The sequence below is a fragment of the Erwinia psidii genome, assembly GCF_003846135.1.
Taxonomy (GTDB): Bacteria; Pseudomonadota; Gammaproteobacteria; order Enterobacterales; family Enterobacteriaceae; genus Erwinia; species Erwinia psidii.
This window is the reverse complement of record NZ_RHHM01000007.1, coordinates 98,288-113,191: the sequence shown is the minus strand read 5'-3', so window position 1 is coordinate 113,191 and position 14,904 is coordinate 98,288. Positions and strand designations below refer to the sequence as shown.

General features: G+C 49.6%; 11 protein-coding genes. 7 read left to right on the top strand and 4 right to left on the bottom strand.

The annotated features are described in order from the left end of the window. The first annotated feature begins 27 nt into the window (after positions 1–27). The 4 genes from lolA (at position 28) to EB241_RS10370 (ending at position 4,859) form a co-directional block, all read left to right on the top strand. Positions 28–639 (top strand): outer membrane lipoprotein chaperone LolA, encoded by a 612-nt coding sequence (gene lolA / locus EB241_RS10385; protein ID WP_124233106.1) that lies wholly within the window; start codon positions 28–30, stop codon positions 637–639. A 63-nt stretch (positions 640–702) separates the two neighbouring features. After that, entirely contained in the window at positions 703–1,992 is a 1,290-nt protein-coding gene (locus tag EB241_RS10380; RefSeq protein WP_124233237.1) for a replication-associated recombination protein A, read from the top strand. 91 nt (positions 1,993–2,083) lie between these two features. Then, positions 2,084–3,376, top strand: coding sequence for a serine--tRNA ligase (gene serS / locus EB241_RS10375; RefSeq protein WP_124233105.1), 1,293 nt, complete (start codon positions 2,084–2,086; stop codon positions 3,374–3,376). A gap of 331 nt (positions 3,377–3,707) precedes the next feature. Continuing rightward, on the top strand, positions 3,708–4,859 hold the full coding sequence (locus EB241_RS10370; RefSeq protein ID WP_124233104.1) for an MFS transporter: 1,152 nt from the start codon (positions 3,708–3,710) through the stop codon (positions 4,857–4,859). Between the two features lie 56 nt (positions 4,860–4,915). On the opposite strand, the gene pflA is transcribed toward EB241_RS10370, so the two are convergent. The 4 genes from pflA to ycaO all read right to left on the bottom strand — a co-directional run bounded on the left by pflA (position 4,916) and on the right by ycaO (position 11,176). Beyond that, on the bottom strand, positions 4,916–5,656 hold the full coding sequence (gene pflA / locus EB241_RS10365) for a pyruvate formate lyase 1-activating protein (protein WP_124233103.1): 741 nt from the start codon (positions 5,654–5,656) through the stop codon (positions 4,916–4,918). 167 nt (positions 5,657–5,823) lie between these two features. Then, positions 5,824–8,106, bottom strand: a complete 2,283-nt coding sequence (gene pflB / locus EB241_RS10360) for a formate C-acetyltransferase (RefSeq protein ID WP_124233102.1) — start codon at positions 8,104–8,106, stop codon at positions 5,824–5,826. Positions 8,107–8,191: 85 nt separating this feature from the next. Beyond that, complete coding sequence (focA, locus tag EB241_RS10355) at positions 8,192–9,049, bottom strand: formate transporter FocA (RefSeq protein WP_124233101.1); 858 nt, start codon at positions 9,047–9,049, stop codon at positions 8,192–8,194. A 369-nt stretch (positions 9,050–9,418) separates the two neighbouring features. Further along, a complete protein-coding gene (ycaO, locus tag EB241_RS10350; RefSeq protein ID WP_124233100.1) occupies positions 9,419–11,176 on the bottom strand; it encodes a 30S ribosomal protein S12 methylthiotransferase accessory factor YcaO in 1,758 nt (585 codons plus the stop codon). Between the two features lie 306 nt (positions 11,177–11,482). On the opposite strand from ycaO, the gene serC reads away from it, so the two are divergent. The 3 genes from serC (at position 11,483) to cmk (ending at position 14,821) form a co-directional block, all read left to right on the top strand. Then, positions 11,483–12,568, top strand: a complete 1,086-nt coding sequence (gene serC, locus EB241_RS10345) for a 3-phosphoserine/phosphohydroxythreonine transaminase (RefSeq protein WP_124233099.1) — start codon at positions 11,483–11,485, stop codon at positions 12,566–12,568. Positions 12,569–12,650: 82 nt separating this feature from the next. After that, entirely contained in the window at positions 12,651–13,937 is a 1,287-nt protein-coding gene (aroA, locus tag EB241_RS10340) for a 3-phosphoshikimate 1-carboxyvinyltransferase (protein WP_124233098.1), read from the top strand. 200 nt (positions 13,938–14,137) lie between these two features. Further along, positions 14,138–14,821 carry a (d)CMP kinase gene (cmk, locus tag EB241_RS10335; RefSeq protein WP_124233097.1) on the top strand — a complete coding sequence of 228 codons (684 nt, stop codon included), beginning with the start codon at positions 14,138–14,140 and terminating at the stop codon, positions 14,819–14,821. The last annotated feature ends 83 nt before the right edge of the window (positions 14,822–14,904 follow it).

Genomic DNA, 14,904 nt, shown 5'->3' with positions numbered 1-14,904 from the left:
ATAAAAGTTTTCAATAAGGATGCCGTAATGAAAAAAATAATGCTCTCCTGCTGCCTGCTGGCGGCATTTACTTCCACCAGCGTGCTGGCTGATGCCTCTTCCGACCTGCAACAGCGTCTGGATAAAGTGAAAAGCTTCCACGCCAGCTTTACTCAGAAAGTGACCGATGCCAGTGGCCAGTCGGTACAGGAAGGTGAGGGTGAACTGTGGGTCAAGCGTCCTGACCTGTTCAACTGGCATATGACAGCCCCGGATGAAAGTATTCTGATATCCGATGGTAAAACGCTGTGGTTCTATAATCCGTTTGTTGAACAGGCCAGCGCAACCTGGCTGAAGGATGCCACCAGCAATACGCCATTTATGCTGATTGCCCGTAATCAAAACAGTGACTGGAAGCAGTACAACATTCGGCAGCAGGGCGACAGTTTTGAACTGACGCCAAAATCGGCCGATGGCAATCTGAAACAATTTACCATTAATGTGTCAACCAGCGGCACCATCCATCAGTTCAGCGCGGTAGAGCAGGACGGCCAGCGCAGTAGCTATGCGTTGAAGAGTCAGCAAAATGGTGCGGTGAGTGCCGATAAATTTCAGTTTACGCCGCCAAAAGGCGTCACGGTGGACGATCAACGTCAGTGAGGTTAGTGTGTGAATCTGTCACTGGATTTCTCCCACAACAGTTTTCAGCCGCTGGCCGCCAGGATGCGGCCACGTACCCTGGCAGAGTATGTTGGGCAACAGCATTTGCTGGCAGCCGGTAAACCCCTGCCACGGGCGATAGAGGCTGGGCAGCTACATTCGATGATTTTGTGGGGACCTCCGGGTACGGGAAAAACCACGCTGGCCGGGATCATTGCTCACCATGGTCAGGCCGATGTGGAAAAGCTCTCGGCAGTGACATCCGGTGTGAAAGAGATCCGTGAAGCCATTGAGCGAGCCAGGCAAAACCGCCATGCAGGCCGTCGAACCATTCTGTTTGTTGATGAAGTACACCGATTCAACAAAAGTCAGCAGGATGCATTTTTACCACATATTGAAGATGGCACTGTCACGTTTATTGGCGCCACTACTGAAAATCCGTCCTTTGAGCTGAACTCCGCCTTGCTATCCCGTGCCCGTGTTTACCTGTTGAAATCGTTGACCAGCGACGATATAGAAACTGTGTTGGTGCAGGCGATGAAAGACGTGGATCGTGGCTACGGCAATGAAAATATTCGGTTGCCTGATGAAACACGCAGGGCGCTTGCCGGGCTGGTCAATGGAGACGGCCGCCGGGCGCTCAACACGTTGGAAATGATGGCCGACATGGCCGAAGTGGACAGCAATGGATGCCGTGAGCTGACGCTGCAACTGCTAAATGAAGTGTCGGGAGAACGCAGTGCCAGATTCGATAATAAGGGCGATCGTTATTACGATTTGATTTCGGCACTCCATAAGTCTGTCCGCGGTTCAGCCCCTGATGCTGCTCTGTACTGGTATGCCCGGATTATTACCGCAGGCGGTGACCCCTTATACGTGGCACGTCGGCTACTGGCTATTGCCTCAGAGGATGTGGGCAATGCCGATCCGCGGGCTATGCAGGTTGCTATCGCGGCGTGGGATTGTTTTACCCGGGTGGGTCCCGCAGAAGGTGAGAGGGCTATTGCACAGGCAATTGTTTATCTGGCCTGTGCGCCGAAAAGTAATGCGGTCTATATCGCTTTCAAGGCAGCAATGCGCGATGCACGTGACAAGCCGGATTATGATGTACCGGAACATCTTCGTAATGCGCCAACCACACTGATGAAGGAAATGGGGCTGGGAGAAGAGTACCGCTATGCCCATGATGAGCCAAATGCGTACGCCGCAGGCGAAGATTATTTCCCGTCACCAATGGCGCAAACGCGTTACTATCAACCCACCTCGCGTGGGCTGGAAGGGAAGATTGGCGAAAAGCTGGCCTGGCTTGCGGAACAGGATCATAATAGCCCGATAAAACGCTATCGCAGATAACAGCGTTGCGGTAAGGTTAGCAATAAATTCAACGCATTCGCATACCGTATGCACCCTCTTATTACTTCAATATATTAATCACAGGACAAGCATGCTCGATCCCAATCTGCTGCGTAATGAGCCAGACGCAGTCGCTGAAAAACTGGCACGACGGGGCTTTAAGCTGGATGTTGAAACGTTGCGATTGCAGGAAGAACGTCGCAAGGTTTTGCAGGTTGAAACGGAAACCCTTCAGGCCGAACGTAATTCCCGTTCCAAAACTATCGGTCAGGCCAAAGCGCGTGGAGAAGATATCGAGCCGCTGCGTCAGGAAGTGAACGCGCTGGGCGAACGTCTGGAAGCGGCTAAAACGGAACTGGACAGGTTGCAGAACGAGATCCGTGATGTGGCACTGGCGATCCCTAATATTCCTGCTGATGAAGTACCTCAGGGCAAAGACGACAGTGAAAATCTTGAAGTCAGTCGCTGGGGTGAACCCCGTAAATTTGATTTTCCTGTACGTGATCATGTTGAACTGGGTGAAATGGCCAGCGGGCTGGATTTCGCAATGGGTGCCAAACTGACTGGCTCCCGGTTTGTGGTTATGCAGGGACAAATTGCCCTGATGCACCGCGCACTGAGTCAGTTTATGCTGGATCTGCACAGTGAGCAGCATGGCTATCTGGAAACTTACGTGCCTTATCTGGTTAATCACGCCTCTCTTTATGGAACCGGACAGCTACCTAAATTTGGTGAAGATCTGTTCCATACCCGCCCTCTTGAAGAGCAAGCATCCAGCAGTGATTATGCGCTGATACCCACGTCGGAAGTACCGCTGACCAATATGGTCCGCGATGAAATTCTTGAAGAAGAATCTCTGCCGTTAAAATTTACGGCGCATACGCCCTGCTTCCGCTCTGAAGCGGGTGCCTATGGGCGTGATACCCGTGGTCTGATCCGTATGCACCAGTTTGATAAAGTTGAAATGGTGCATATAACCCGCCCTGAAGACTCCATGCAGGCGCTGGAAGAGTTGGTGGGTCATGCAGAAAAAGTACTGCAATTGCTGCAATTGCCTTACCGCAAAGTATTACTGTGCACGGGAGATATGGGCTTTGGTTCCAGCAAAACTTACGATCTGGAAGTGTGGTTACCGGCACAGGATACCTATCGCGAAATCTCTTCCTGCTCAAATATGGGAGATTTTCAGGCCCGTCGTATGCAGGCCCGTTGCCGCAGTAAAACGGAGAAAAAGCCACGTCTGGTCCACACGCTCAATGGTTCAGGCCTGGCGGTAGGACGTGCGCTGGTTGCGGTGCTGGAAAACTATCAGCAGGCTGATGGTCGGATCGCCGTACCGGAAGTGCTGCGCCCCTATATGAAAGGCCTTGAATTTATCGGCTAATCGTCTGTTGAGACCTGCTGGTTATATACCAGCAGGTTTTGTCTTTCCGCCGGGGAAACCGGTGGTTATATGGCAAAAATAATCCGCTAACCAGAAACTATCATTAGTTATAAAACTAATCGATTAACGTGGCGAAATTATAAAAAAGATATTTTTTTCAAAAACATATGTTTTATTTGCCAGCGTAATATCACGCAGTCTGGCGATTGCAGATAAAAAAATTAAATCGCTGTCTGACAAATCGTGCGGTGGCTGATTTACCACCCATTGACAATAATTTCTTTACTGGCATCATTCGCTCACTCTTCCTGCCGCTTGGTAGTTTCCTGTTATGTCTAGCTGGTCCCGACCCGTAATTGCGCTTCTGTGCGGCCTGCTGCTGCTGACAATCTCTATTGCCGTGCTTAACACCCTGGTGCCCCTCTGGCTTACCCATAATTCACTGCCAACCTGGCAGGTTGGTATGGTCAGCTCCTCATGGTATAGCGGCAACCTGGTCGGTACATTACTGGCTGGCGGATTTATCAAACGTTTTGGTTTCAACCGTAGTTATTATATTGCCTCGGTTATTTTTGCACTGGGTACCGTGGCGCTGGGTTTTGAAAGCGGATTATGGGCATGGTCTGCGTGGCGATTTATTGCCGGTATTGGCTGTGCGCTGATATGGGTGGTGGTGGAAAGTGCGTTGCTTTGCAATGGCACATTGCGTAACCGTGGCCAGTTGCTTGCTGCCTATATGATCGTCTACTACCTCGGAACGGTAAGCGGACAGCTGCTGGTCAGCAAGGTTTCCACCGAACTGATGCAGGTCATTCCGTGGGTGACAGCGTTGGTGGTGGTGGCGATCCTGCCGCTGGTGTTCACCAACGTCACTGCGAAAGACAATGATGAAGAGGCCGCCCCGGGACGTATATGGCCAATGCTACGCTTACGTAGCGCACGGCTGGGAATCAACGGCTGTATCATTTCCGGCATTCTGCTGGGTTCACTATATGGTTTGATGCCGCTCTATCTTTCTCATCAGGGAATGAGTGACGCTACGGTCGGTTACTGGATGGCGTTGTTGGTCAGTTCAGGCATCGTCGGTCAGTGGCCGGTTGGGCGTCTGGCTGACCGTTATGGTCGTCTGCTGGTACTGCGGGTACAGGTTTTTGTGGTTATCATCGGTGCACTCGCGATGCTGAGCAATGCAGCAATGGCACCGGCACTGTTTGTTCTTGGAGGTGCGGGCTTTACCCTTTATCCCGTTGCAATGTCATGGGCCTGTGAGAAAGTTAATCATCATCAACTGGTTGCGATGAATCAGGCGCTGTTACTGAGTTACACTATTGGAAGTCTTGCGGGGCCTGCAATGACCTCGGTACTGATGCAGGATTATTCCGACCGTGTGCTGTTTGTGATGATTGCCATAGTATCGTTGGTTTACCTGATTATGCTGCTGCGTAAAGCCGATCATCACGTTACCCCGATTGCACATGCTTAAAAAGGCGCGGTGTGATTAGCCTTGCAGGGAGCCGATATCAGCGTCTTTCTTTACCTTCAGTACATTACTTTGTGGCCGTAGCCTGCCAGGATGTTTTTTATCCGATTCATTGTTTCGGTGCTGGGGGGATGGGTATTATCCAGTTTATATTCATAGCCCATCGCAACCCATTTATGTTTACCCAGCTCGTGGTACGGTAGCAGTTCAATTTTTTCCACATTGCCCATATCACGGGTGAATTCACCCAAACGGTGAGCGGAATTATCATCATCAGAGTAGCCGGGAACCACCACGTAACGGATCCATGTCCGCACTTTTTTCTTTGCAAGATAACGGGCAAATTCAAGCGTCCGGTGGTTGGAAACACCAACAAGGATCTGATGAATATCGTCGTTCATCTGTTTCAGATCCAGCATCACCAGATCGGTAACCTCAAGTAATTCATCAATGACCGGATCGTAACGGCGCACAAAGCCATTGGTGTCCAGACAGGTATCTATCCCTTCTGCATGGCAGGCACGGAACCAGTCGCGGACAAAACCCGCCTGTAACAGGGCTTCGCCACCTGATGCCGTCACACCGCCACCGGAAGCGTTCATAAAGTGGCGATAGGACACCACATCTTTCATCAATTCTTCGACGGTGACCTCTCTGCCACCGTGCGTGTCCCAGGTGTCGCGGTTGTGACAGTAGAGGCAACGCATCAGGCAGCCCTGGAAGAAGGTAATAAAGCGGATACCGGGGCCATCAACGGTCCCGCAGGATTCAAACGAATGGATACGGCCTTTAACTGACATTGCGATGTATTCTCCACGATCAAAATCTGCCTTTTGGCAGATACGCAGTCTTTAGCTACGTTAAGTCTTTTTTGTCAGAAACCTGAAGAAATCAAAGAGATTTCTGACAAATAAGACTGATAAAAAGGCCCCTGAAAGGGGCCTTAAATCTCGGGGGGGCAGAATATTCACATTGTCTGCGTGAAGGTGCGGGTAATGACATCCTTCTGCTGTTCTTTGGTCAAAGAATTAAACCGAACGGCGTAGCCAGATACACGAATTGTCAGTTGAGGATATTTCTCAGGATTATCCATTGCATCCAACAGCATCTCACGGTTCATTACGTTAACGTTCAGGTGCTGACCGCCTTCGATACTGGCTTCGTGATGGAAATAGCCATCCATCAGGCCGGCAAGGTTGGTTTTACGCACGTCATCATCTTTACCCAGCGCATTGGGTACGATTGAGAAGGTATAAGATATACCGTCTTTGGCATAAGCAAACGGCAGTTTTGCAACGGAAGTCAGTGAGGCGACGGCCCCTTTCTGATCGCGGCCATGCATTGGGTTCGCTCCGGGTCCAAATGGTGCGCCAGCGCGACGACCATCAGGCGTGTTGCCAGTTTTCTTACCGTACACCACATTGGAGGTAATCGTCAGCACTGACTGCGTTGGTATTGCATTACGATAGGTCTGAAGCTTCTGAATTTTCTTCATGAAACGTTCAACCAGATCGCAGGCAATGTCATCCACGCGAGCATCGTTATTACCAAACTGCGGATATTCACCGTCGATTTTAAAATCGATGGCCAGGCCATCTTCATCGCGGACCGGGGATACTTTCGCGTATTTGATCGCCGACAGTGAGTCAGCCGCTACCGAAAGTCCGGCGATCCCGCAGGCCATAGTACGGTAGACATCCCGATCGTGAAGTGCCATCAGTGCAGCTTCGTAGCTATATTTATCATGCATATAGTGGATGATGTTGAGTGCGGTGACATACTGTTTTGCCAGCCAGTCCATAAAGTGATCCATGCGCTCCATGACTTTGTCATAGTCCAGCACGTCGTCCATCATTGGGGCGTCTTTTGGGCCAACCTGCATTTTCAGTTTTTCGTCGATGCCGCCATTGATGGCATACAACATGGTTTTTGCCAGGTTGGCACGGGCACCGAAGAACTGCATCTGTTTACCAACGATCATCGGGCTAACGCAGCATGCGATGGCATAATCATCGTTGTTAAAGTCTGGCCTCATCAGATCATCGTTTTCATATTGGACAGAAGAAGTATCAATAGAAACTTTTGCCGCATATTTCTTAAAGTTCTGTGGCAGTTTTTCAGACCACAGAATAGTCATGTTTGGCTCAGGAGAAGGGCCCATAGTGTAGAGCGTGTTCAGGAAGCGGAAACTGGTTTTGGTCACCAGTGTGCGACCATCCACCCCCATTCCTGCCAGTGATTCAGTCGCCCAAATTGGATCGCCAGAGAACAGTTCATCGTATTCCGGTGTACGCAGGAAGCGGACCATGCGGAGTTTCATCACCAGATGGTCAATCAGTTCCTGTGCCTGCTGCTCGGTAATTTTACCTGCCTTCAGGTCGCGTTCAATGTACACATCCAGGAAGGTTGATACACGCCCAAAGGACATCGCTGCACCATTCTGCGATTTAACCGCCGCCAGATAGCCGAAATAGGTCCACTGAACGGCTTCCTGAGCGGTAACCGCAGGCGCAGAAATATCACAGCCATATTTCGCTGCCATTGCTTTAATTTGCTGTAGAGCGTGATGCTGGTCGGCAATTTCTTCACGCAGGCGAATAGTCGCTTCCAGGTTGACGCCATTTTCCATATCGCTCTGCAAAGAGGCAAACTGGGCGAATTTGTCTTTCATCAGAAAGTCGATACCGTACAGCGCGACACGACGGTAGTCGCCGATAATGCGGCCACGACCGTATGCATCTGGCAAACCGGTTAACACTCCAGATTTACGGCAGCGCAGGATATCCGGTGTGTAAACGTCGAACACGCCCTGATTATGAGTTTTACGGTATTCCGTGAAGATTTTTTTCAGGCCCGGATCTAACTCACGACCGTAAACTTTACAGGAACCCTCTACCATTTTGATGCCGCCAAACGGAATAAGAGCGCGTTTCAACGGTGCTTCTGTTTGTAGACCGACGATGGTTTCCAGTTTTTTATTGATGTAGCCCGCGTCATGAGAGGTGATGGTGGCTGCAACATCGGTATCAAAATCTACGGGGGCGTGGGTGCGGTTTTCAAGCTTAATGCCTTCCATCACTTTATCCCACAGCGCCGTGGTTGCTTCAGTGGCTCCACTCAGAAATGCTTCATCGCCTTCATACGGTGTGTAGTTCTTCTGGATAAAGTCACGAACGTTAACGCTGGTCTGCCATTCGCCTTGTACGAAGCCATCCCAGGCAGCAGCTTGTTTTTCATTGTGCTCGCTCATTTGAACCTACCTTAATTACGTTGAATTCTTGCGTACTCGTCACCAATGCCAGCAGAGGCAACGGATACATAACCTTTTTATGCAATCAGTGATGATCGCCATCGCGCAGATAAATAACCCAGTACGTCAGACCCACTAACAATCCTCCACCGATAATATTGCCGATGGTGACGGGGATCAGATTATCCATGATGAAATTACTGGTGGTCAGGCTCGAAAAGTGGTCAGCGGTTGTTCCTGCGGCTTGCCAGAACTCCGGGGAGGCAAAATCTTTGATGACGATAGCCATTGGAATAAGAAACATATTAGCAATGCTGTGCTCAAACCCGCTAGCTACAAACATGGCTACCGGTAGCACCATGGCCAACATTTTATCTGTCAGTGTGCGACCGGAATAACTCATCCAGACCGCCATGCACACCATCAAATTAGCCAGCGTACCAAGGCATACGGCTTCCAAAAAAGTATGGTGCATTTTGTGATCGGCTGTTTGCAGAACATTTAACCCCCATGCACCATTTGCGACCATATGTTGGCCAGCAAACCAGATCAGCCCGACAAAGAACATCGCGCCAAAAAAATTACCGATATAAACGTTAAGCCAGTTACGGGCAAGCTGTGCCCAGGTGATGCGGCCACTGGCCTTCGCAACCATAGTGAGCACGGTCGAGGTGAAAAGATCGGCTCCACATACCACCACCAACATCAACCCCAGAGAGAAGCAAATCCCGCCAACTAATCTGGCCAGTCCATAAGGGACGGCTCCTGTCCCGGTCGTGGCAGTGATATAGAAGACAAAAGCGATGGAAATAAATACCCCAGCTGTGATCGCCAGGAAAAAAGTAGTGAAGGGATGTTTTGTTGCTTTACAGACGCCAGCTTCTTCAGCAACCTTGGCCATTTCAGAAGGTAAAAGCAAATCGAACGGGTTGCCAGCTTTCACACTAACTACTCCCAAAATTAATCAACGAAGAAATACTAGCAAAGGCGCATTGGAAAGAAATTGATTTAGATCAAATTACGCCAGTAAATCATTGTTTAAGGCACTGTTTTTATTGTGTTTTTGTGTTTAACTTTCTGATATGTATAGATAAAAAATATTTTAATCTTATCAATGAAAGTTGAGCGACGATAATTTTAAAATATGTTAATGGAAAGTTTAGATATAGCACATATGCTGAGTGTTATTTTTTTAATATGTGGATCTTTTTTTGTTTTTATTAATTAAGGTTATTTTCCCATTGTGATTTTATAGTGGTCCTGATACCACTGGCGGCCGTTTTTTATTTTGAATTGGCCGCCAGACAGATCATTATTTCCAGTGGTCGCGTTTGGCCTTCTGGAGTTTTTCGTAAGCTTCCAGTAACGACTGATGAGCAGGGAATGCCAGTAAATTGTCATCTACCGGCTGTAATCCATAGAAGGGGAATTCACCGCTAACAGCTGCCGAGGCGGCTTCTACCGCTTCCAGGCCATACATGCGCACAAAAGCATGATGGTACTGTAAAGGATCGCGTTCATTTTCCAAACTAAGCAATAGTAATGTTTGCAGGCAACGATAGTAGTTAGCCCGGTCTGGCGTAAAGATGGACGCGTTGAACTCCATCGTCCATTCGGTCCAGATCAATGCCTGGTCAGTATCACCACCGGCCAGAGCCAGCATGGCTTTTAGTTCGCCAATGCGCAAAGTGTACCAGCCATTATCCTTTCCGGTAGCCAGCCCAAGCAGTTCACGAACGCGGGTAAAGTCATCATGACCATCTTCGTCCAGTTGCCCGATCAGCGCGAGGTAGTCCTCCTTCTTCCAGTTACTTTCTGGCAGGGAAAGCAGAGTGCCGCGCAGGTAGGCTCCCATACTATTATTGGCGAGAAGTAAGTCTTCAGCGGGATAGATATCAGACATGCCAGGCACGATAATACGACAGGCGTATACGTCGAGATGCTGGTAATCCGCAATATAAACCTCCTGGCCTTCATCACTGAAAATCGCCATTAGCGTGGCAAATTCTTCTTCAGTGGTGCCAGCAAAGCTCCAGTCTGCAAAAGGATAGTCAGCGTCGTCTTTAAACATGTCCCAGGATATTAACCCGCTTGAATCAATAAAGTGGGTTTCCAGATTGGCATGTTCAGCTACTTCTTCATCATCAAAAGTAGGTGGGGTGAAAACATCCAGATCTTTCAGGCTGCGTCCCTGCAACAGTTCAGTTACGGTGCGCTCAAGCGCGACACCAAAATCAGGATGGGCACCGAAAGAGGCAAAGCAGGTCCCATTCGCCGGATTAAACAGCACCACGCAAATCACCGGATATTTACCACCGAGTGAAGCGTCATAGGAGAGGATAGGAAAACCTTCTTCTTCAAGTTTTGCTATGGCTTCAACAACGGCAGGATAGCGGTTAAGTACTTCATCCGGGATAGCTGGCAGGCTGATGGATTCGGCAATGATGCGGTTTTTAATGTGGCGCTCAAAGACTTCAGACAAACCCTGCACGCGCGCTTCGTTTGCGGTGTTACCCGCAGACATGCCGTTGGATACATAAAGATTGCCAATGATGTTCATCGGAATATAAACCGTTTCCCGATCTGACTGGCGAATGAATGGCAGAGCACAAACTCCACGATCGCTGTTACCCGATTGCAGGTCAATCAAATCGCTGGCGCTCAGTTCCTGCTCAGGATCGTAGAATTTTCTAAGCCGTGGATCGAGGATACCCTCAGGCAGCGTGTCGTCCTCAGGGAGCGGGAACCATTTTTCATTGGGATAGTGAACAAAATCCCCGTTGGCAATGGATTTACCCAGCCAGAAATCAGCGAAAAAATAGTTGGTGGACAGACGTTCGAAATATTCACCAAGTGCTGAAGCAAGTGCCGCTTTTTTGCTGGCACCTTTGCCGTTGGTAAAACACAGCGGGCAGTCACGATCGCGGATATGCACTGACCAGACATGAGGGACCGGATTTAGCCACGAGGCTTCTTCAATATTGAAACCAAGATCCTGTAATTTTTGCTGAAAGCGTGCGATGGAATCTTCCAGCGCGGCGTCTTTGCCTGGAATATACGTTTGCGTCATAGTGCCCACTTGTTTGCGTTGTACCGAAAACGCGCCATGATACGGGGTTTAGGCGTGATGCGCTATCCGGCAAAAAATTCATCGTGGCTATTCTGTCGATGTCACCTGCTTTCTGAGAAGTGATAATCAGGCATCAATCAAGCTGCTTCACAACATATCGCTTTCAATACAACTCAGTTTACAAACTGTTGTGCAAAGGCGCGCATAACTGGTCGGCTTACCTGATTAAACATTGCAGCCCTGGCATGGCAGTGATAAAACCGACAGCAGAATCGAAATCGATTGATCTGAGAGTGGTGAGGGGAAATGAGTCAGGTTTTCAATTTTAGCTCTGGCCCGGCAATGTTGCCGGTGGAAGTATTGCAACGTGCTGAACAGGAACTCTGTAACTGGCAGGGGCTGGGGACATCGGTAATGGAGATCAGCCACCGCAGTAAAGAGTTTATTCAGGTTGCTGAAGAAGCCGAAAAAGATTTTCGCGATCTGCTAAATATTCCGCAGCATTACAAAGTATTATTTTGCCACGGAGGGGCCCGTGCGCAATTTGCTGCCGTTCCCATGAACCTGCTGGGAAATCATACTTCGGCAGACTATGTTGATGGTGGATACTGGGCGCACAGCGCCATCAAAGAGGCAGCCAGGTACTGCACGCCAAACGTTATTGATGCTAAAACGACGTGCAATGGTTTGCGGGCTATCACCCCAATGAGTGACTGGGCACTTTCTGATGATGCCGCCTATGTTCACTATTGTCCGAACGAAACCATTGACGGTATCGCTATTCATGAAGAGCCTGACTTCGGTGACAGAGTTGTGGTGGCTGATTTGTCGTCTACAATACTTTCCCAGCCGATTGATATTAACCGTTATGGCGTAATTTATGCCGGGGCGCAGAAGAACATTGGCCCGGCGGGTTTAACACTGGTTGTGGTGCGTGAGGATTTACTGGGTAATGCCCATAAAGCGTTACCTTCCATCCTTGACTACCAGGTGCTCAGTGATAACGATTCGATGTTCAATACCCCACCGACGTTCGCATGGTACCTTTCTGGCCTGGTGTTTAAATGGCTTAAGCAGCAAGGTGGTGTGACGGCGCTGGACCAACGCAATCAGGCGAAAGCGGACTTGCTCTATGGTGTCATTGATAAGAGCGATTTCTATCGTAATGATGTAGCCAGTCCAAACCGTTCGCGGATGAATGTGCCTTTCCAGCTGGTCGACTCAGCACTGGATAACGTTTTCCTCAAGGAATCCCTCGCTGCAGGTTTGCATGCGCTTAAAGGCCATCGCGTTGTGGGTGGCATGCGTGCCTCCATCTACAATGCTATGCCACTGGAAGGTGTTCAGGCTTTAACCGATTTTATGGTCGACTTTGAACGCCGTCATGGTTAAAAATAAGCCGTAATCTGGAAACAACTGAAACCTCGCGATGTTGCGGGGTTTCATTGCATTATATTTGGAGAAAATGTACCACATGCAGGAATCCCTCACGTTACAACCCATAGCACTTACAGATGGCACCATCAATTTGCCCGGTTCCAAAAGTGTTTCTAACCGTGCCTTGCTGCTGGCTGCACTGGCAAAAGGCACCACGCGCCTTACAAATCTGCTCGACAGCGATGATGTTCGCCATATGCTCAATGCACTTCACCTGTTGGGTGTTAATTACACGCTGTCTGATGATCGTAGGGTATGCGAAGTGATCGGGCGAGGGGGGGCGCTGCATACGGATAAAGCACTGGAACTGTTTTTGGGTAATGCCGGAACCGCAATGCGTCCTCTCGCTGCTGCGCTATGCCTGGGAAATAATGACATTGTCCTCACGGGTGAGCCAAGAATGAAAGAGCGCCCTATTGGGCACCTTGTTGATGCGTTGTGCCAGGGCGGGGCAACGGTGGATTATCTTGAGCAGCAGGGTTACCCGCCACTGCGTATTCGCGGCGGCTTTAGCGGCGGCGAGGTTTCTGTTGAGGGCAGCGTATCCAGCCAGTTTCTGACCGCGTTACTGATGATGGCTCCGCTGGCCAATAAAGAGACGAAAATTGTGATTAAGGGCGATCTTGTTTCGAAGCCCTACATTGATATCACCCTTAATATGATGAAAACCTTCGGTGTCGCGGTAAACAATGACAATTACCGTGAATTCCATATTGCGGCTAATCAACAGTATATCGCACCGGGTGAGTACCTTGTTGAGGGCGATGCTTCTTCTGCTTCTTATTTCCTCGCCGCAGCGGCGATCAGAGGCGGAACGATTAAAGTAACGGGCATTGGACGCAACAGTATGCAGGGAGATATTCGCTTTGCGGACGTACTGGAAAAAATGGGAGCCCGCATAGAATGGGGTGATGACTATATTTCCTGTACGCGTGGCGAGCTTTATGCCATCGATATGGATATGAATCATATTCCTGATGCGGCAATGACAATTGCTACCGTCGCGCTTTTTGCTGAAGGCACCACGGTAATGCGTAATATTTACAACTGGCGGGTTAAGGAAACTGACCGTCTGGCCGCGATGGCGACAGAACTGCGCAAGGTGGGTGCTGAAGTCGAAGAAGGACATGATTATATACGTATTACCCCACCGGACAGCCTCCAGCACGCCGAGATAGGCACCTACAACGATCACCGTATGGCAATGTGTTTCTCACTTGTCGCGCTTTCCTCAACGCCGGTAACGATCCTCGATCCAAAATGTACGGCAAAGACTTTCCCTGATTACTTCGAACAGCTGGCTCGCCTCAGTCAGCCCGCCTAATCTGCCAAACCACTGCGTGTTATGCAGTGGATTTGTCATTCAGATTATGCACCGCCAAAAATCACCCACCCCGACTGGAAAAGCCGATTAATTTAACTGTGCCGACACTTAAGGGGTAACGATTGGGGCTGTTGCAGCGTATAATGTGCCCCGATATTTGTCTGAGCAGATTCATCAGACCCCACCGACAGGAGAATGACATGACGGCTTTAGTCCCGGTGATCACTATTGATGGTCCTAGCGGTGCTGGCAAAGGGACTTTATGCAAAGCGATAGCCGAGGCGTTGCAATGGCATCTGTTGGACTCTGGCGCAATTTACCGCGTGCTGGCGCTGGCAGCCTTGCACCATCAGGTTGATATCACCTCAGAAGAGGCGCTGGTACCTATTGCAGCCCACCTGGATGTACGATTTGTCTCAACTGATGGTGAGATGGAAGTGATCCTTGAAGGAGAAAATGTATCGGGTGAAATCCGTACTCAGGATGTCAGCAACACCGCGTCGAAAGTGGCTGCATTTCCTCGTGTTCGTGAAGCGTTGCTGCGTCGTCAGAGAGCGTTTCGTGATGCACCCGGTCTGATTGCTGACGGACGGGATATGGGAACCGTCGTTTTCCCGGATGCACCGGTGAAAATTTTCCTTGATGCCAGCCCGGAAGAGCGTGCCCATCGGCGTATGCTACAGTTGCAGGATAAAGGCTTTAGTGTTAACTTTGATCGCCTTTTATCCGAGATAAAAGAACGTGACGAGCGGGATCGTAATCGTGCAATTGCGCCGCTACGTCCTGCTGCTAATGCGCTGGTGCTGGATTCTACCAGCATGACTATTGAGCAAGTTATTGAAACTGTGCTCGATCATGCGCGTAAAAAGCTTAGCGCGTTATAGCAAATACCGATTTTTTTAACCCTGTGACATGGATGTCATGGGGCATGTGAAACAACCCCACCCGGCAGGATGTCAGGTGGACG

Excerpts from the sequence above, each read along its gene's own strand:
- pflB (WP_124233102.1), bottom strand. The coding sequence starts at position 8,106 with ATGAGCGAGCACAATGAAAAACAAGCTGCTGCCTGGGATGGCTTCGTA.
- pflA (WP_124233103.1), bottom strand. The coding sequence starts at position 5,656 with ATGTCAGTTAAAGGCCGTATCCATTCGTTTGAATCCTGCGGGACCGTT.
- lolA (WP_124233106.1), top strand. The coding sequence starts at position 28 with ATGAAAAAAATAATGCTCTCCTGCTGCCTGCTGGCGGCATTTACTTCC.
- serC (WP_124233099.1), top strand. The coding sequence starts at position 11,483 with ATGAGTCAGGTTTTCAATTTTAGCTCTGGCCCGGCAATGTTGCCGGTG.
- EB241_RS10370 (WP_124233104.1), top strand. The coding sequence starts at position 3,708 with ATGTCTAGCTGGTCCCGACCCGTAATTGCGCTTCTGTGCGGCCTGCTG.
- cmk (WP_124233097.1), top strand. The coding sequence starts at position 14,138 with ATGACGGCTTTAGTCCCGGTGATCACTATTGATGGTCCTAGCGGTGCT.
- ycaO (WP_124233100.1), bottom strand. The coding sequence starts at position 11,176 with ATGACGCAAACGTATATTCCAGGCAAAGACGCCGCGCTGGAAGATTCC.
- EB241_RS10380 (WP_124233237.1), top strand. The coding sequence starts at position 703 with ATGCGGCCACGTACCCTGGCAGAGTATGTTGGGCAACAGCATTTGCTG.
- serS (WP_124233105.1), top strand. The coding sequence starts at position 2,084 with ATGCTCGATCCCAATCTGCTGCGTAATGAGCCAGACGCAGTCGCTGAA.
- aroA (WP_124233098.1), top strand. The coding sequence starts at position 12,651 with ATGCAGGAATCCCTCACGTTACAACCCATAGCACTTACAGATGGCACC.